Consider the following 19,043-nt stretch of genomic DNA (forward strand, 5'->3'; position numbering starts at 1 on the left):
GGTAAGTATACCCACGGTCAAGCATAATTGTTCCCCTTTGGGGAACATTACTCTTGCCCTTTAGGGCAAAATTATAACTAACCTAGGGTAACTTGTTACCCTAGGTTCCTCCTGCAATATTTAATGTCTAAAATGACGCATTCCAGTTAATACCATCACCATATTATGTTCATCTGCCGCATCGATGACTTCTTGATCGCGCATTGAGCCACCTGGATGGATCACACATTGAATACCCACTTTCGCCGCTGCATCAATGCCGTCACGGAATGGGAAGAAAGCATCAGATGCCATCACACAACCTGCCACAGTCAAGCCTTCATCCTGCGCCTTAATACCCGCAATCTTAGCAGAATACACACGGCTCATTTGGCCAGCACCAATGCCGATGGTTTGGTTATCTTTGGCGTAAACAATGGCATTGGATTTCACAAATTTCGCTACTTTCCAGCAGAATAATAAATCTTTTAATTCTTGTTCAGTTGGCTGACGTTTACTTACTACTTTTAAATCATCCAAACCAACCATGCCTAAATCCGCATCTTGTACTAATAAACCGCCGTTTACACGTTTGAAATCTAAACGTTCGGAATGAGAAGTCCATTCACCACATTCAAGCAAACGAACATTTTTCTTACGTTTCACGACTTCTTGCGCTTCAGCAGAAACTTTCGGCGCAATAATCACTTCAACGAATTGACGTTCCACAATTTCATTCGCAGTTTTTTCGTCTAATTCACGGTTGAAAGCAATAATGCCGCCAAATGCAGAAGTTGGATCGGTTTGGTAAGCTCGATTATAGGCTTCTAAAATATCTTTTCCTAAAGCCACGCCACATGGATTGGCATGTTTAACGATCACACAAGCCGGCTCATCAAATTCTTTCACGCATTCAAGTGCTGCATCAGTATCAGCAATATTATTGTAAGACAAGACTTTACCTTGTAGTTGGTGAGCTGTAGCTACACTCGCCTCTTTCACATTTAAATCAACATAAAAGGCTGCATTTTGATGAGAATTTTCACCGTAACGCATGGTTTGTTTACGAACGAAGTTAAGATTTAAAGTCCGTGGGAATTGACCGCACTTAGCATTCGCATCTTCTTCCTCAGCTACATGATACGGTTTCACCATTTGTCCAAAGTAGTTGGCAATCATGGAATCATATTGAGCGGTATGTTCAAAGGCTTTAATCGCAAGGTCAAAACGGGTTTCAAGTGTTAGGCTGTTTTGGTGTTTATCCATTTCCGCAAGAATTGCGTTGAAATCATGATTATTCACCACGATCGCCACATCTTTATGGTTTTTCGCGGCAGAACGCACCATGGTTGGTCCACCGATATCGATATTTTCTACCGCATCAGCCAAGGTACAATCTGGTTTAGCCACGGTGGCGGCAAACGGATATAAATTCACGACGACCATATCGATGCCTTCAATACCATGTTGTTGCATGATGGCATCATCTGTACCACGACGACCAAGAATCCCGCCATGTACTTTGGGATGCAAGGTTTTCACACGACCGTCCATCATTTCAGGGAACCCCGTATAATCAGACACTTCAGTCACCGGTAAACCATGTTGCTCCAATAATTTTGCGGTACCGCCTGTGGAAAGTAGTTTTACACCACGCTGTACTAAGCCTTGAGCAAATTCTACGATACCGGTTTTATCAGAAACACTCAGTAAAGCCTGACGAATTAGACGATTTGTCATTACATTTTCCTTCATTAAATGGTTAAAAATAAGCGGAGTGAATTATAGCGCAAACGTTTGCGCAAATATAGAAAAGATTAAATAAAATGTAATCAGAATAAAGTGCGGTAAATTTTAAGCATAAAAAAGCCCACATAAATGTGGGCAAATAAAAGGATTAAATTATGAAACTACAACTAAACTACTTTTTAAAAAACTTGTTATCTAAGGCACAAGCACCAGCGCCAGAAAATACAAAATATAAGAAGAGTACAGAGTAAAGTAACGCAAGCTCACCGCCATTTGCAATTGGGAATAGTAAATTCCCTTTTCCAGCCACATGCATAAAGAAATACGCAAAAGCCATTTGGCCAGATAAAATAAACGCAGCTGGGCGCGTAAATAATCCTAAAATTAATAAGATTGAGCCAACAATTTCAATCACGCCACCTACAATCATCATAGAGTCACCGACTGGACCATTTCCACCCGTCATGGAAATTGGGAACTCCCAAAATTTTGCTGTGCCATGTAAGATAAACATGTAAGCAGCAGTGATGCGTAATAGCGTTAATACATAAGGGCGATATTTTTCAAGATTGTTCATTTGCTTTCCTTTTGTTTAAAGATGAATTAAAACGGCGCCATATTAATCTTTAACGGATAGTTAAACAATAATCAAAATTGAAAAATACTTTTTACCAAAAGTAAAAAATAACTAAAGTAGCTTTTCAATCCAATTAGAAAAAGAATCAGCATCCATAAAGCCGGTTACTCTACTTCCTTGAATCTCATTATTTTGCTTATCAAAAAATAAAATTGTGGGCAATCCCATCACATTAAAGCGTTCCATTAATGCTTTATTTTCAGGGCTATTCTTTGTCATATTGACTTGTAACAATAAGATATTTTGAAATTGCTCTTGCACTTTTGGATCTGAAAAAGTCAGCTTTTCAAATTCTTTACAAGCCACACACCAATCCGCGTATAAATCCAACATCACGATCGAATGCGGATTTTCCGCTAAAGTGCGGTCAAATTCTTCAATATTTTTAATTTGCTTAAATTTAACCTGAGAAACAGGCTTATTTTCTACCGCACTTTGTGTTGTAGTTTGAGTTTGCCAAATCCAATTTTGCAAAGGTTGCACGGAAATCATAGCCAAAGCAAAACTAATAATTTTAATGGCATAGCCAAAACCACTCTTAGGCATCTGCAACGCAAACCAAATAAAGAATGCTGTCGCTAATCCAGCCCATAAGCGTGGCTCCCATGCTTCAGGCAAAATACGAGAAAGTAAAAACACAGGTAACGCCAACATAACAAAACCGAATGTTTGTTTCACTGTGTTCATCCACTCACCTGATTTTGGCAAAATTTTATTACCAAACAATGTGATTAACATTAGCGGCACGCCCATACCAAGTGCGAGTAAATAAAGAGTTGCCGCACCAGTGAATAAATCACCGCTTTGCGCCACATAAAGTAAAGCACCAGAAAGTGGTGCAGATGTACAAGGTGATGCCACAAGCCCAGCAATCATTCCCATCGCAAAGGAACCGCCAAAAGCGCCCGAGGTTTGTTTTTGGCTCCATGTATTGAGTTTATTTTGTAAGCTATTTGGCAATTGAATAGTAAATAAGCCAAACATTGAAAGGGCAAGAACAACAAATAAAATAGAAAGCCCAATCATTACATAAGGATGTTGTAAGGCAATTTGAAACGGCAAACCGATAGCCGCTACTGCGAGACCTAACAAGGTGTAAGTCAGTGCCATGCCTTGAACATAAAGAAAAGCTAAACTAAACGCTCGCATCATATTTGGACGTTGTTGCTGACCGATAACAATGGCAGAAAGCAACGGTAACATTGGCAATACGCAAGGCGTAAAAGCCAGTCCCAATCCCAATAAAAAGAAACCAAAAATCGCCCATTTACTATGGAATAAACCATCAGCTAAACGATCTTGTTCAGATAAAAGTGCGGTATTTTTTTCAACTGCTTTTTCGACAGTTTTCTCTTGAGAAACGGCTAAATCCCCAATTCGTAATACTTTAGTTTCAGGCGGATAGCAAAAACCTTCGGTACATCCTTGATAAGTGATTTCAACCTGATCATCAGCATTGCTAAATGCGCCGCCAAACACGCCATTAAATGAGCGAGTAAACACCTTCACTTCACCAAAATAAGGGTCTTGGTGTAATTCAGCTGCTTGTTGAGCATGTAAAGTGAGAGAATCCGATTTACCCACTAATTCAGCACTGATCTTATCTTGATATAGATAATAGCCATCGGCAATGTCCCAATGAACCTGTAACTGACTTTTATCCGTAGATAAAGTGGCAGAGAATGCAAAAGCATCATCTACTTTCAAGAAAGATTGTTTTTTATCAAATAGACCTGCGTTAGCTGCAAGTGCGGTAAAAATCAGTGTAAAAAAAAGAAAAAGTTTTTTCATAGAATTGAAAGGAAAAGTAAAAATGCGCGAAATTCTATCACAAAGAAATATGAATATCTAAAACTATGATTTAGATCATAAAAAGGAAAATCTTATAAAAAATAACCGCACTTTTTTATTGTTACAACAATGTTACACCGCTAGAATGGAATCATGATAGCATACACCAAAATAAGTATAAGGATGGAAAATGGCTACTCCACAAATTCTCGTTGTTGAAGATGAAATCGTTACCCGAAATACGCTTAAAGGGATTTTTGAAGCGGAAGGGTATGATGTACTTGAAGCAGAAAATGGTGCAGAGATGCATCACATGTTGGAAAACCACAATATAAATTTGGTGGTGATGGATATTAATTTACCAGGTAAAAACGGTTTATTATTAGCAAGAGAGCTCCGCGAAGAACTCAACTTGCCGCTTATATTCTTAACTGGTCGTGATAATGAAGTCGATAAAATTCTAGGGCTAGAAATCGGTGCCGATGATTATTTAACCAAGCCTTTTAACCCTCGGGAATTGACTATCCGTGCACGAAATTTATTGCATCGCACAATGCCACATCAAGAAAAAGAAAATACATTTGGTCGAGAATTCTATCGTTTTAATGGTTGGAAATTAGATTTAAATAGCCACAGTTTAATTACGCCAGAAGGTCAAGAATTTAAACTTCCGCGCAGTGAATTTCGTGCCATGCTACATTTCTGTGAAAATCCAGGAAAATTACAAACTCGCGAAGAATTACTAAAAAAAATGACGGGACGTGAATTGAAACCTCAGGATCGTACCGTAGATGTCACAATTCGACGCATTAGAAAACATTTTGAAGATCATCCTAATACCCCAAATATCATTATGACGGTGCATGGTGAAGGATATCGTTTTTGTGGGGATATAGAATAAAGCCATTATTTCGATCAACTGAGAGACTATTTTAAAATTCCTTTTTGAAATTAATTTCCCATTTTGATAGAATTCACACGCTTTCATTGTGATTGTCATAATGAAAAGTGAGTTCGGATGAAGGTAGCTGGAGAGCGGGGAATTGACCCCACACCGACGATGTAAAATCTTTCAGGTGCGATGGCAGGGACTGTTACTGGACGAACCCTTGGAGAGATCCATTTTAGAAATGGACGCCGAAGGCGCAAAAGAGCGGTTAATTTTTCAATCGTTTTTCAAACGCTCAGGCAAAAGGACAGGGGCAAAAGACAATCTATCGTAAGTGTGGAAATTATCTATTTTTTCACCGCACTTTCTTTTCTATTGTATCTTTTCGTCTTCTTGTCGTGTTTATTTTTGATTTAAACGACGAGGAATCACATGACAATTGAGTCAATTCTTTCAGCTATTGATAGCTTTATTTGGGGCGCACCGCTACTCATACTCTTATCGGGTACGGGGCTCTATTTAACGCTACGTTTAGGCTTTATTCAAATTCGCTATTTACCACGTGCGCTGGGTTATTTATTTAAAAAAGATAAAGGCGGGAAAGGCGATGTGTCATCTTTTGCCGCACTTTGTACCGCATTAGCAGCAACGATCGGAACTGGGAATATTGTGGGCGTTGCAACTGCTGTACAAGCAGGTGGGCCTGGCGCTATTTTTTGGATGTGGTTGGTCGCCTTATTAGGAATGGCAACAAAATATGCCGAATGTTTACTCGCGGTTAAATATCGTGTTCGCGATAAAAATGGCTTTATGGCTGGCGGTCCAATGTATTACATTGAACGCGGTCTAGGCATCAAATGGCTAGCAAAATTATTTGCATTATTTGGTGTAATGGTGGCCTTTTTCGGAATCGGTACATTCCCACAGGTCAATGCGATCACCCATGCAATGCAAGATACTTTTAATATTCCAGTTTTAGTTACTGCAATTATTGTGACGCTTTTAGTCGGCTTAATCATTCTTGGTGGTGTAAAACGTATCGCAACCGCATCATCGGTAATTGTGCCGTTTATGGCGATTTTATACGTCACCACTTCACTGGTTATTATCCTTTTAAATATAGAAAAAGTACCAGATGCGATCTCATTAATTATTTACAGTGCTTTTAATCCACAAGCTGCGCTAGGCGGGGCTGTTGGCTTTACCGTAATGAAAGCGATTCAATCAGGTGTTGCTCGAGGCATTTTCTCCAATGAATCTGGTTTAGGAAGCGCACCAATTGCAGCCGCAGCGGCACAAACTCGTGAGCCTGTCCGTCAAGGTTTAATTTCTATGACAGGAACATTCTTGGATACCATCATCGTTTGTACAATGACAGGTATTGTATTAGTGTTAACAGGCGCTTGGAATAACCCTGAATTAGCGGGTGCAACAGTAACAAACTACGCCTTTGCACAAGGTTTAGGGGCATCAATTGGCGCAACGATTGTAACTGTCGGTTTATTATTTTTTGCATTCACAACTATTTTAGGCTGGTGTTACTACGGTGAACGTTGCTTTGTTTATCTCGTTGGTATTCGTGGCGTAAAACTATATCGTTTAGCTTATATTGTGTTGGTGGGGTTAGGCTCATTCTTACACTTAAATTTAATATGGATTATCGCCGATATCGTAAATGGTTTAATGGCCTTTCCAAATCTCATCGCACTCATTGGCTTGCGAAAAGTTGTGATTGAAGAAACAAAAGACTATTTCCAACGCTTGAAAATAAATCATCACGATCAAGATGAAATCGTAGAATAATCAAATGAAAAAAGGTGTAGATACAGTCAATATCCACACCTTTTTTCTTATCACAATTTCCCATCTTAACAACTTATCTTAGAAAGAAAAGCAACTTTCTTCAGAAATTAGACATAGATCATATTTTTAAAAATTACTTTGACATTTCCTCTTAAAGCCCTTGAAAACCCGAATTAACAAAGCTATTTTGTAATTAAAGAAAACTGTAAATCACGCAACAAAGAGGTAAATGCTATGACACTTAATATCACCAGCAAACAAATGGAAATCACCCCTGCAATTCGTGAACACGTGGAGGAAAGAATCGCGAAATTAGGTAAATGGCAAACACAGTTAATTAATCCCCATTTTGTTTTAAACAAAGTACCGAATGGATTTACTGTAGAAGCATCTATTGGCACGCCACTAGGCAATTTATTGGCAAGTGCAACCTCAGATGATATGTATAAAGCAATTAATGAAGTTGAGGAAAAATTGGAACGTCAGCTCAATAAGCTTCAACATAAAAGTGAATCTCGTCGAGCAGATGAACGCTTAAAAGATTCGTTTGAAAGCTAATATTGAAAATAAACTAAAGAAAGAAAAGCAAAAGAGCGGTGAAATTTTTCACCGCTCTTTTTTCTTAACTAGGATTAGATTTGTGTTAAATCTACATTTTTAGTTTCTTTTGACGCTAATAATGCTAATAGAGTCATGAGAGCATTGATTGCTAAATAAATACCTACGCCCATCACACCAAATGATGCATTAATTTTTAAAGAAATCATCGCTGCAATCGTTGCACCAATAATTGATGCTAAATTATAGGCGAGAGATGCGCCTGAATAACGCACCTCCGTTGGAAATAATTCTGGTAATAGCGCAGCCATTGGACCAAATGTCATCCCCATGATCGCCATACCAATTACTAAAAATGCAAATACACTCATTGGAGTACCATTTTCTAAGAAGAATGGCATTGTTAAACCGAGCACGCCAACAGCTACGGTCACCCAAATCAACCATTTACGGCGACCAATTTTATCGGCATAAACACCAGAAATACTGATAAAAATACCAAATACAATAGCACTAATTAATAACAAGCCAGTAAATGTATTTGCTGGGATACCTAAGCCAAGCGCATAACCTGCTTCAGAAATCTTTGGTGCTGTTCGAGAATACGCCTGAGCAAAAGCCGTCATAATGTAAAACAGAGAATAAGTTGCCACCATGATAAATGTGCCAATAATCATTGGTTTTAAGTGTTTAGTAAAAACAACACTCACTGGTGCATTCAATTTTTTCCCTTTTTGCTCCGCTTCCACAAATACATGGCTTTCATGCAAAGTTAAGCGAACATATAAGCCGACAGCGACCAATAAAACGGAAGATACAAACGGGATACGCCATGCCCATTCCACAAGTGCATCTTGCCCGAGGAAATAGCTAACTAAGAAGAATGTTGCATTCGCTACAAATAAGCCAATTGGGGCACCTAATTGAGGGAAAGTACCGTACCAAGCTCGTTTGCCTTCTGGCGCATTTTCTGTTGCGACTAAAGCTGCACCGCCCCATTCACCACCGAGTCCAATTCCTTGACCAACACGGCATACGCAAAGCAAAATTGGCGCCCAAATACCAATTTGAGCATAATTAGGAAGTAAACCAATTACTACCGTTGAACCACCCATTAAAACAAGTGAGGCAACCAAGGTTTTTTTACGACCAATTTTATCGCCAAAGTGACCGAATAATGCAGAACCAATTGGACGCGCAAAAAATGCTAAAGCAAGCGTAGAAAGAGAAAGTAAATCATTAGAAAGCGGATCATCGCTATGGAAGAATTGCGTATTGAAAACTAATACAGCGGCAGCCGCATAGATATAATAATCAAAAAATTCGATTGCCGTACCGACCATCGAGGCTAACGCCACTTTCATCGGATTATTACGAAGTTGTGTAGACATGTGTTTCCTTAGTAGTTTATTATAAAGAGAAAGGATTGAATCCTAGCATTTTAACTAAGGCCTAGCAATTTTTAATATGCAATTTTCTATTTTTTCAGAGAAATATTTTGAATTTTCTAAATGTGAATTATGTCCAGCGGAAGGAATGGTTACTAAATCAATTTGATTTTCTTTGGCTAAAACTTGGAACTTATGATCTCGTTCCCCACAAAAATAAAAAAATGGCAAAGAACTTAACCGCACTTTTTCACTAAAATCAGGTTGTTTAGATAGACTTGTCGCCAGCAGCATCTTGCCAATATTTTCACCGCAATTTGATTTTCGTTTTTCAACCAACTGTAATCTTTCTTCGGTAGTCAAATGGGAAAACACGGGCTGTTGATACCAATCATTCAACACTTTTTCTGGTGGTTCTTGTATAAAACGTTGCGCCCAAGCAAAATCCTGCTGAAAACGAGCCTGCTTTTCTTCGTCAGTTTTTAAACCTAGATTCGCCCCTTCTAAAATAACGCCTTGCAAATTAGATCGTTCCACCTGAGCTTGCAGCGCATAATACAAAGCAATCCTTCCACCTAGAGAATACCCAACAAGAAAATAGGGTTCATTTTTCACCGCACTTTTGATTTGCTGAGATAAATACTCTGCCGTATCTTCAAAATTTGTGACTTCAATATCTTTAGCTTGCCCGTGAAAAGGTAAATCTAGCGCAATACAATTAAAGTGCGGTAGATTTTCAATGACTTTTTGCCAGTCATTTTTTGTACCAAGAAGTCCATGAAGAAAAATGATGTTTATCATTGAAGGGATTATTGATAGAAATAATAAAATATGGCGGGACTAAAACCCGCCTACAGAATACTTAAGCACCAATCACGGCGTGACTAATTTGCTCGATTAAGCGTTTATACAAACTACTACCATCACTCGGATTTGTTTTAATTTCAATTAACGTTGCCTTGCGACGACTATAAGCCTGTTTCACAACGGAATTGAGATCCGCCCAAGTATAAGGATGAGCGTATTTGAGATCAAACATTGCCGCAATTTGAGAAAAATCACCATTATGCGGTAATCGATAGAACTGATCTTTGACTTGTTCATCCACAGGTAACATATCAAAAATCGCGCCACCATTATTATTGATCACAAAGATTACCGTTGGTTGCGTAACATTTTTGAATAATGCAAAAGAATTTAGATCATATAAAGTGGACGTATCGCCAATCACCGCAACAACAGGTTTATTTGAACCAATACCAATTCCCGCAGCAGTAGCCAACAAACCATCAATTCCACTCGCGCCACGATTGGTATAAACAGGATAACTTTCTGGTAATTGCGTTAGTGCATCAACCAGACGAACAAGTAAACTATTACCTAAAAATAAAACACCGTTATAAGGTAAAAGTGTTGGTAAACGTAATGCGAGCGAGGCTTCCGTTAAATTTCCGCCTACTTGCTGTTCAATAAAGGTCGCACAGAACTTAGATAAAGCTAACGGCTCAAGCAACCAAGGCTTTTGGCGTAAAGGTGGATGTGCACGCAACCAATGATGTGCTTTAGCATTGAATCTTGTCAATGAATGATGGTAAGGATCTAATGCTTTACCGCTTTGTTCAACCAACCAAAATTCACCTTTAAACGCCTGTAAGAATTGATTAATTCGTTTACTGATAAAGCGTGCACCGAATTGAATCACAATATCAGCTTGCAGAAGTTTTTCACAAACAGTTTGGTTTGCTAGCCAAATATCTTCATAAGGCGTCGTTGGAACAACACCAGATTGAATATCCGTCAGTAACACCCAGCCCATGGCACTTGCCCAAGAGTTAATGCCCATCACTTGTTCTGCAGGTAATTGACCAACCACAACGACACCACGTTTTGTACGCCAATGATCCCAATTTTCATGCATTAATACTTCGTTCTGTTGCGCTTCCACATTCATCCAAGACTTAGTTTGAATTAACCAGCGTTGTAACGGCAGCAGCCAAGGGTGAGAGTCTACAGCCTCATCAGTTGCATCATAAAGAGGCTCGGCAAATGGCACATTAATATGAACAACGCCACCCTGTTGTTTTTGTTGGAAGGCCGCTTGTTCAAGCAGAGAAATCAACCATTGCGCAGAGTAATCAACGTTCGGTTTAGGTAAATTAACATTTGCAACTGGATATTGACCAAACATATTTTGCTGCAAAATAGCCTGGTTTGCACCGCACTCCCAAAGTTCTGGTGGACGGTCAGCAGTTAAAACAAATAAATTCACACCTGTTTGGCGTGCTTCAATAATTGCGGGATAAAGGTTTGCAGTCGCCGTACCTGATGTCACAATAATGGCAACAGGCGATTGAGTTGCCTTAGCAATACCCAAGGCAAAAAAACCTAAACCGCGTTCATCAAAATGCGTATGACAAGTGACTGAACCCGCATTTTGCAAACGTACCGCTTCTAGAGTTAAAGGTGTCGAACGCGAACCTGGCGCGATACAAACGTGAGAAACGCCTTGGCGCACCAAGGTTTCTAAAATCACTTTCGACCAACAACGATTAAACACGCTTACCGACATTTTTTTCTCCGTTATCATTTTTCTTCTGCAAACAAGGAAATTAACCCTGCCGCTTTACGTTCAATTTCTTTCCATTCTTCCAATGGCTGCGAGCCTGCCACAATGCCCGCGCCAGCAAATACACGAATACGATGACCTTCAATAAAGGCAGAACGAATCGCTACACAAAACTCTGAACATGCATCGCTCATCACGCCCAATGTTCCCGCATACCAGCCACGATCAAAGGTTTCAATTTCTGACAAAATCATTTTGGCTTGTTGCTGTGGCAAACCCGATACGGCAGCTGTAGGATGAATCGCTTTTAATATATTTACATCTGCATAATGTGCGGTCAAATTTGCACGAATTTTACGAATCAAATGTTGTACTTTACGTAACGGTTTCAATTTCACATTGCTTACATCAAAACTTTCTACTTGCTTACATAAATTCTGTGAAATATCTTCTACGACCAACCAATTTTCTTTTAAATTTTTCTCGTCATTTAACAACCAATTGGCTTGAGATTGCGTTTCTTCCTCACTTTCAGAAACCGATGCCGTCCCCGCCAAAGCTTCGGTTAGCAACAAGTTATACTCACGAGCAAATAGGCGTTCTGGTGTAGAACCAACAAAAACTGAATGAGGGTTTTCAGCCCACAAAAAATGATAACAACCTTGATTTTGTTTTTCGCTTTCTGCTAAAAAATCGTACGCATTAATCGCTTGCTTTAAATGAAAAGTGGTTTCATTGGCTAATACAATTTTTGTCAGATCCCCACTTTTAATTTCTACCAAAGCCTGATTTACCCAATCACACCAAGTTCTTTCGTTAGCTCGAGGCTCTGTATGCAAAGGAATTTGTTTTGGCAAAGCAGAAAGTGCTGTGAAATTTTCAAAAGTTTTGAGGTGGGCTAAAGTATCATTCGCACTTTGCTCATCTGGTACAAAAAATGATACCAATGCACCTTTCTCATCCTGTTCAACAAGAATTTTTGGCAATACAAATTGTGCGGTGCCTTGAAATTGCAAACCACCTACCAATGGGAAACCACTTTCTTCAATAAACTCTTGCGCTAAATTTAACTGTGAAAATGACCGCTCTTCACCAAGAGCGGCTAATGCTTTTGGTTCATCACGAAAATGTAAATAAAATTGTGGATACGCAGATTGACCTTTCAGCCAAGCCAACAAATCGACCTTGTCCAGTTTCACCTGAAAACGGACAAGTTCATTCGTTGATTGCTGTAAATATGCGTGAATTTGCGATTTTAACTCGCCTATTGCCTGCGCTAAATCATTCATTAGATTTTGTTTTAAATACACAAAAAATTAGCCGTATTCTACCGCAGATTGTTAATGACAAAAAATTTTTTTACAAAATCTTTTCAATATTGAAAATTCAGCGTAAATTAACCGCACTTTTCTCGAAAAATTTATTAGAAACAAAAGGATTTCACTATGCGATTATTCCCAAAATCCGACAAATTAGAACACGTATGTTATGACATTCGCGGGCCAGTGCACAAAGAAGCACTACGCTTAGAAGAAGAAGGCAATAAAATTTTAAAACTTAATATCGGCAATCCCGCACCTTTCGGCTTTGAAGCACCAGACGAAATTTTAGTGGACGTGCTACGTAATTTGCCGTCAGCGCAAGGCTACTGTGATTCAAAAGGGTTATATTCTGCTCGTAAAGCCATTGTTCAATATTACCAATCAAAAGGGATTCACGGCGCGACCGTCAATGATGTGTATATTGGTAACGGCGTCTCTGAGCTTATCACAATGGCCATGCAAGCATTACTCAATGATGGTGATGAAGTACTTGTGCCGATGCCTGATTATCCGCTTTGGACTGCTGCGGTAACACTTTCTGGCGGTAAAGCTGTTCATTACCTTTGTGATGAAGAAGCAAATTGGTTTCCCGCTATTGATGATATTAAAGCCAAGGTGAATGCAAAGACTAAAGCGATTGTCATCATCAACCCGAACAACCCAACTGGAGCGGTGTATAGCAAAGAATTATTACAAGAAATTGTGGAAATCGCGCGCCAAAATAATTTGATTATCTTCGCTGACGAAATCTACGACAAAATTTTATATGACGACGCAGTGCATCATCACATTGCCGCACTTGCTCCTGATTTATTAACTGTTACGCTGAATGGTTTATCAAAAGCTTATCGAGTTGCAGGCTTCCGCCAAGGCTGGATGATTTTGAACGGACCAAAACATAATGCGAAAGGTTATATTGACGGCTTGGATATGCTGGCATCAATGCGTTTATGTGCCAACGTACCAATGCAACATGCAATTCAAACCGCACTGGGTGGCTATCAAAGTATTAATGAGTTTATTTTGCCAGGCGGACGATTACTTGAGCAACGCAATAAAGCCTACGATCTCATCACTCAAATTCCAGGCATTACTTGCGTGAAACCAATGGGAGCGATGTATATGTTCCCAAAAATTGATGTGAAAAAATTCAATATTCACAGTGATGAAAAAATGGTGCTAGATTTACTCCGCCAAGAAAAAGTGCTACTTGTGCACGGTAAAGGATTTAATTGGCATTCACCTGATCACTTCCGCGTAGTGACCCTTCCTTATGTGAATCAGCTTGAAGAAGCCATTACAAAATTAGCAAGATTTTTGTCGGATTACCGTCAATAATGTATGCGTTGACAAAATTACAAAGGGGACTAAATGTCCCCTATTTTTATTGTAAATTTCAAAAATAAAGTGCGGTCATTTTTTTGACTAAATTTACTTAGCCATTTTTATCTTTAGCGGCTTTATAAAGCTCCATCGCTTCAGGTAATAAACGTTGTAAGTTTTCTTGACGAGATTGATCACTAGGATGAGTAGAAGCTAACACATCAAGAGCACCTCGAGAACCACCAGACACTTTTACCATTTTTTGCCACAATCCTGGCGCTACCTGTGGGTTGTATCCAGAACGAGCCATTAACATTAATCCCACTTCATCTGCTTCGGTTTCAGCGCTACGAGAATAAGGTTTGTCTAAAGCAAAATCTTTAGTAAGCGAAACCAAATCAGTCACATCCGTCCCAACTGCAATAGATAATGCTGTCCCTCCAATGGCACCAACAATATTACTAACGGTTCCAAAGTTAGTTTTAGCTTTACCATGCTCTTTTAATGCATGAGCCATTTCATGCCCCATTACCACCGCGATTTCGTTATCATTAAGTTGTAAAGTATCAACTAACCCAGTATAGAATGCCATTTTACCGCCCGGCATTGCCCAAGCATTCAATTCTTTTGACTTAATAACATTAATTTGCCAGTTAAATTGCTGTCCGGTTTCATTAGCTTGGTTTGCATAATTCACCATTTTATGAAACACATGGTGAATTCGTTTTGCGGTATTTGATGAAGTATCAATTGCCCCCTGAGTACGAATTTTTCCCATTTCTTGTGCATAACTACTCGCCGCCTCTCGATTTATAGAAGCCGAATCAGCACAAGCTGTGATAAGTGAACTAGCTAATAGCGCAAAAGCAAAACTTTTAAGTTGTTTTTTCATAAGTGATCCTTTTTTGAACTGACGCAGATTATATGAATTTATTATTTTTTGTCGATATAAATATATTGCACTTTTCTTTTGCACTACTATAATAGTGCAAATTTGTTTTAGAGGCATTTTATGACACAACAAAAATCCCCCTCTCTCTTAGGCGGAGCGATGATCATCGCGGGTACAGCTATTGGTGCAGGCATGCTTGCCAATCCAACTTCAACGGCTGGTGTATGGTTTATTGGTTCGATTCTCGCTTTAATTTATACTTGGTTTTGTATGACAACATCAGGATTAATGATCCTAGAAGCTAATCTACATTATCCAACAGGTTCAAGTTTTGACACTATCGTTAAAGATTTATTAGGAAAAAGTTGGAATGTTATCAATGGTCTTTCCGTTGCTTTCGTCTTGTATATTTTGACTTATGCCTACATCACCTCAGGCGGAGGCATTACACAAAATCTGCTCAACCAAGCATTCAGTTCTGCTGAAAGTGCGGTAGATATTGGAAGAACTTCAGGATCTTTAATTTTCTGCCTTATCCTTGCAGCTTTCGTGTGGCTTTCAACCAAAGCTGTGGACCGTTTCACAACCGTGTTAATTGTCGGGATGGTGGTCGCTTTTTTCCTTTCTACTACCGGTTTATTAAGCTCTGTAAAAACAGAGGTGTTATTCAATACCGTTGCTGAAAGCGAACAAACATATTTACCTTATTTATTCACCGCACTTCCTGTTTGCTTAGTGTCTTTCGGTTTCCATGGAAATGTACCGAGTCTCGTAAAATATTACGATCGCGATGGTAGCCGCGTGATGAAATCAATCTTTATTGGTACGGGGTTAGCACTCGTAATTTATATTTTATGGCAACTTGCTGTGCAAGGTAATTTGCCACGCAACGAATTTGCTCCGGTAATTGAAAAAGGCGGCGATGTTTCTGCATTACTAGAGGCATTACATAAATATATTGAAGTAGAATACCTTGCCGTCGCATTAAATTTCTTTGCTTATATGGCGATTGCCACATCATTCTTAGGCGTAACGTTAGGCCTATTTGATTATATTGCGGATCTGTTTAAATTTGACGATAGCTTGTTAGGACGAACAAAAACCACATTGGTGACATTTTTACCACCGCTATTATTAAGTTTACAATTTCCTTATGGCTTTGTGATTGCCATTGGTTATGCAGGATTAGCAGCAACCATTTGGGCTGCAATCGTACCTGCACTTCTTGCTAAAGCAAGCCGTCAAAAATTCCCAAATGCGACTTATAAAGTTTACGGTGGCAATTTTATGATTGGCTTTGTGATCTTATTCGGTGTATTAAACATTGTGGCACAAGTCGGTGCCAACTTAGGATGGTTTGCCAATTTCACAGGATAAGTTTTACTCAATACAATAAGGGCGTATATCATGCTCCCTTTTTATTTGTAATATAGGATACGAGATGAATAATAAAACTAGCGTTTATGACAAAGAAAACTTCTTTGATCTTTATCAGAAACTCCGCGCAAATCCAATTAGTCTCAATGAAATTGTTGAAAAGCCCACCATGCTCTCACTGTTGCCTGATTTAAAAGGGAAAAAATTACTCGATTTAGGCTGTGGTACAGGAGGACATTTACAACTTTACTTAGAACGAGGGGCGGCTAAAGTGATTGGAACCGATCTTTCCGAAAAAATGCTCGAACAAGCTGAAAAAGATCTGCAAAAGTGCGGCCAATTTTCAGGGCGTTTTTCCTTATATCAGTTACCTATGGAAAAATTAGCTGAGTTACAAGAACGTCATTTTGATGTGATTACTAGCTCTTTTGCCTTTCATTATATTGAAAATTTTCCAGCATTATTATCAACTATCTATGACAAACTCTTGTCCAATGGCACATTAATTTTCTCACAAGAACATCCGATAACTACCTGCCACAAAGAAGGAGAACGCTGGGAAAAAAATGACAAAAAACAGCAAGTTGCTTATCGTTTAAATCATTATCGAGAAGAAGGGAAACGCAATAGAAATTGGTTCAAACAACCTTTTCAAACCTATCATCGAACAACAGCGACAATTATCAATAATTTAATTCATACAGGGTTTCAAATCGAGCAAATGGAAGAACCTATGCTTGCCGACCAACCGCAATGGCATAATGAATTTAAAGATTTATCACACCGACCACCACTGTTATTTATCAAAGCAAGAAAAGTGGAGAAATAAACAAAATAAACTGGTTTTTAACCGCACTTTATGGTATAAATCGCCCCGCTGTTTTTGCCTTTCAAAAGCAGCTTTTTAATTACTAACAACACACACATATCAACAAGGCTTAATCGGGGTGCCAAACGGTCGATTAGCTGATATGTGGAGGCTCAACCCCAACAAAAGGAAAATATTATGGCACAAGTTTCAATGCGCGACATGATCAACGCAGGCGTACACTTCGGACACCAAACTCGTTACTGGAACCCACAAATGAAACCTTTCATTTTTGGTGCTCGTAACGGTGTTCACATCATCAACCTTGAAAAAACTTTACCTTTATTCAACGAAGCTTTAGCGGAATTAACTCGCATTGCTAGCAACAATGGTAAAGTATTATTCGTTGGTACAAAACGTGCAGCGTCTGAAGCAGTACAAGCTGCAGCATTAGACTGTCAACAATATTACGTAAACCACCGTTGGTTAGGTGGTATGTTGACTAACTGGAAAACCGTTCGTCAATCAATTAAACGTTTAAAAGATTTAGAAACTCAATCTCAAGACGGTACTTTTGAAAAATTAACCAAAAAAGAAGCGTTAATGCGTACCCGTGAGATGGAAAAACTTGAATTAAGCCTTGGCGGTATCAAAGATATGGGCGGCTTACCAGATGCGTTATTCGTTATCGGTGCTGACCACGAACATATCGCGGTTAAAGAAGCAAACAACCTAGGTATTCCTGTATTTGCTATCGTTGATACTAACTCAACTCCAGCTGGCGTAGATTTCGTTATCCCTGGTAACGATGATGCGACTCGTGCTATCCAACTTTACGTTTCTACAGCTGCAGCAGCGGTTAAAGAAGGTCGTGGTAATGAAGCTCAAGTTGCTGAAGAATTAGCAGCTGACGCAGAATAATTTAAGTTTTGCAGTAAGGCGAAGCCCTTAATAATCAAACGATTAATTGGCATAGGGGCTAAAATTTAGCCCCTATATTTTTATCTAAAAGTGCGGTCAAAATAAACCGCATTTTCGACAGAGGATTTTAAAAATGGCTGAAATCACAGCATCATTAGTAAAAGAACTTCGTGAACGTACCGGTGCCGGTATGATGGAATGTAAAAAAGCATTAGTTGAAGCAAACGGTGATATCGAGTTAGCAATCGACAACATGCGTAAATCTGGTCAAGCTAAAGCAGCTAAAAAAGCAGGCCGTGTTGCAGCTGAAGGTGTTATCCTTGCTCGTGTAGAAAATGGTTTCGGTGTATTAGTTGAAATGAACTGTGAAACTGACTTCGTAGCAAAAGATGCTGGCTTCTTAGGTTTAGCAAACGAAGTTGCTGATTTCGCAGCAGCAAACAAAGGTACAACTATCGAAGCATTACAAGCACAATTCGAAGAAAAACGTGCTGCATTAGTAGCTAAAATCGGTGAGAACATGAACATCCGTCGTGTTGCTTACTTAGATGGTCAAGTAATTGCTCAATACTTACACGGCGCGAAAATCGGTGTATTAGTTGCAGGTCAAGGTTCTGCAGATGAACTTAAAAAAGTAGCTATGCACGTAGCTGCATCTAAACCTGAATTCGTGAACCCAGAAGATGTATCTGCTGAAGTGGTTGAACACGAACGTCAAATCCAAATCGACATCGCAGTTAACTCTGGCAAACCAAAAGAAATCGCAGAGAAAATGGTTGAAGGCCGTATGAAGAAATTCACTGGTGAAGTTTCATTAACTGGCCAACCATTCGTAATGGATCCTTCTGTATCTGTAGGTGACTTCTTAAAATCAGTAAACACCTCAGTTTCTAACTTCATCCGTTTAGAAGTTGGTGAAGGTATCGAGAAAAAAGAAGAAGACTTTGCTGCTGAAGTAGCAAAAATCACTGGCGGTAACGCGTAATTCTTTAAAGATAACGATATGTTAATAAGCCCAACTTAAGTTGGGCTTATTTATT

16 protein-coding genes and 1 riboswitch are annotated in these 19,043 nt (G+C 39.1%); of the genes, 8 read left to right on the plus strand and 8 right to left on the minus strand.

Going from position 1 to position 19,043, the window contains the following annotated elements; all coding sequences use genetic code 11:
- Nucleotides 1–120: 120 nt before the first annotated feature.
- The 3 genes from purH to AC6H0J_RS00465 all read right to left on the minus strand — a co-directional run bounded on the left by purH (nucleotide 121) and on the right by AC6H0J_RS00465 (nucleotide 4,156).
- Nucleotides 121–1,719 (minus strand): bifunctional phosphoribosylaminoimidazolecarboxamide formyltransferase/IMP cyclohydrolase, encoded by a 1,599-nt coding sequence (gene purH, locus AC6H0J_RS00455; RefSeq protein WP_497512697.1) that lies wholly within the window; start codon nucleotides 1,717–1,719, stop codon nucleotides 121–123.
- Between the two features lie 181 nt (nucleotides 1,720–1,900).
- Nucleotides 1,901–2,305 (minus strand): DoxX family protein, encoded by a 405-nt coding sequence (locus AC6H0J_RS00460; protein WP_118776928.1) that lies wholly within the window; start codon nucleotides 2,303–2,305, stop codon nucleotides 1,901–1,903.
- Nucleotides 2,306–2,416: 111 nt separating this feature from the next.
- Nucleotides 2,417–4,156, minus strand: coding sequence for a protein-disulfide reductase DsbD (locus tag AC6H0J_RS00465; protein WP_497512698.1), 1,740 nt, complete (start codon nucleotides 4,154–4,156; stop codon nucleotides 2,417–2,419).
- A gap of 190 nt (nucleotides 4,157–4,346) precedes the next feature.
- Here AC6H0J_RS00465 and arcA point away from each other — a divergent pair, with 190 nt between their 5' ends.
- The 3 genes from arcA (at nucleotide 4,347) to raiA (ending at nucleotide 7,406) form a co-directional block, all read left to right on the plus strand.
- The gene (gene arcA / locus AC6H0J_RS00470) at nucleotides 4,347–5,057 is read left to right on the plus strand and encodes a two-component system response regulator ArcA (RefSeq protein WP_005627543.1); all 711 of its coding nucleotides are present in this window, start codon (nucleotides 4,347–4,349) and stop codon (nucleotides 5,055–5,057) included.
- Nucleotides 5,058–5,255: 198 nt separating this feature from the next.
- Nucleotides 5,256–5,366, plus strand: a riboswitch (glycine riboswitch).
- 111 nt (nucleotides 5,367–5,477) lie between these two features.
- Complete coding sequence (locus AC6H0J_RS00475; RefSeq protein WP_009499740.1) at nucleotides 5,478–6,848, plus strand: alanine/glycine:cation symporter family protein; 1,371 nt, start codon at nucleotides 5,478–5,480, stop codon at nucleotides 6,846–6,848.
- Between the two features lie 234 nt (nucleotides 6,849–7,082).
- Nucleotides 7,083–7,406, plus strand: coding sequence for a ribosome-associated translation inhibitor RaiA (raiA, locus tag AC6H0J_RS00480; protein ID WP_497512699.1), 324 nt, complete (start codon nucleotides 7,083–7,085; stop codon nucleotides 7,404–7,406).
- Nucleotides 7,407–7,480: 74 nt separating this feature from the next.
- On the opposite strand, the gene AC6H0J_RS00485 is transcribed toward raiA, so the two are convergent.
- From AC6H0J_RS00485 to AC6H0J_RS00500, 4 genes are all read right to left on the minus strand, one after another.
- Complete coding sequence (locus tag AC6H0J_RS00485; protein ID WP_046942200.1) at nucleotides 7,481–8,797, minus strand: MFS transporter; 1,317 nt, start codon at nucleotides 8,795–8,797, stop codon at nucleotides 7,481–7,483.
- A gap of 54 nt (nucleotides 8,798–8,851) precedes the next feature.
- Nucleotides 8,852–9,595, minus strand: coding sequence for a 2-succinyl-6-hydroxy-2,4-cyclohexadiene-1-carboxylate synthase (menH, locus tag AC6H0J_RS00490; RefSeq protein WP_118817146.1), 744 nt, complete (start codon nucleotides 9,593–9,595; stop codon nucleotides 8,852–8,854).
- Between the two features lie 61 nt (nucleotides 9,596–9,656).
- Nucleotides 9,657–11,363, minus strand: coding sequence for a 2-succinyl-5-enolpyruvyl-6-hydroxy-3-cyclohexene-1-carboxylic-acid synthase (gene menD / locus AC6H0J_RS00495; protein WP_118817147.1), 1,707 nt, complete (start codon nucleotides 11,361–11,363; stop codon nucleotides 9,657–9,659).
- A gap of 14 nt (nucleotides 11,364–11,377) precedes the next feature.
- Complete coding sequence (locus AC6H0J_RS00500) at nucleotides 11,378–12,649, minus strand: isochorismate synthase (protein WP_192885332.1); 1,272 nt, start codon at nucleotides 12,647–12,649, stop codon at nucleotides 11,378–11,380.
- A 156-nt stretch (nucleotides 12,650–12,805) separates the two neighbouring features.
- Here AC6H0J_RS00500 and AC6H0J_RS00505 point away from each other — a divergent pair, with 156 nt between their 5' ends.
- Nucleotides 12,806–14,020, plus strand: a complete 1,215-nt coding sequence (locus AC6H0J_RS00505) for a pyridoxal phosphate-dependent aminotransferase (RefSeq protein ID WP_497512700.1) — start codon at nucleotides 12,806–12,808, stop codon at nucleotides 14,018–14,020.
- 97 nt (nucleotides 14,021–14,117) lie between these two features.
- On the opposite strand, the gene AC6H0J_RS00510 is transcribed toward AC6H0J_RS00505, so the two are convergent.
- The gene (locus tag AC6H0J_RS00510; protein ID WP_005627527.1) at nucleotides 14,118–14,897 is read right to left on the minus strand and encodes a M48 family metallopeptidase; all 780 of its coding nucleotides are present in this window, start codon (nucleotides 14,895–14,897) and stop codon (nucleotides 14,118–14,120) included.
- A 120-nt stretch (nucleotides 14,898–15,017) separates the two neighbouring features.
- On the opposite strand from AC6H0J_RS00510, the gene mtr reads away from it, so the two are divergent.
- From mtr to tsf, 4 genes are all read left to right on the plus strand, one after another.
- On the plus strand, nucleotides 15,018–16,274 hold the full coding sequence (gene mtr / locus AC6H0J_RS00515) for a tryptophan permease (RefSeq protein WP_497512701.1): 1,257 nt from the start codon (nucleotides 15,018–15,020) through the stop codon (nucleotides 16,272–16,274).
- A 64-nt stretch (nucleotides 16,275–16,338) separates the two neighbouring features.
- Nucleotides 16,339–17,103 (plus strand): class I SAM-dependent methyltransferase, encoded by a 765-nt coding sequence (locus AC6H0J_RS00520; protein WP_497512702.1) that lies wholly within the window; start codon nucleotides 16,339–16,341, stop codon nucleotides 17,101–17,103.
- A gap of 177 nt (nucleotides 17,104–17,280) precedes the next feature.
- Entirely contained in the window at nucleotides 17,281–18,003 is a 723-nt protein-coding gene (rpsB, locus tag AC6H0J_RS00525; protein WP_118817152.1) for a 30S ribosomal protein S2, read from the plus strand.
- A 133-nt stretch (nucleotides 18,004–18,136) separates the two neighbouring features.
- Nucleotides 18,137–18,988: a translation elongation factor Ts gene (gene tsf, locus AC6H0J_RS00530; protein ID WP_005627519.1), complete on the plus strand. Its 852-nt coding sequence runs from the start codon at nucleotides 18,137–18,139 to the stop codon at nucleotides 18,986–18,988.
- The last annotated feature ends 55 nt before the right edge of the window (nucleotides 18,989–19,043 follow it).

It is taken from the genome of Haemophilus sp. THUN1691 (assembly GCF_059704425.1).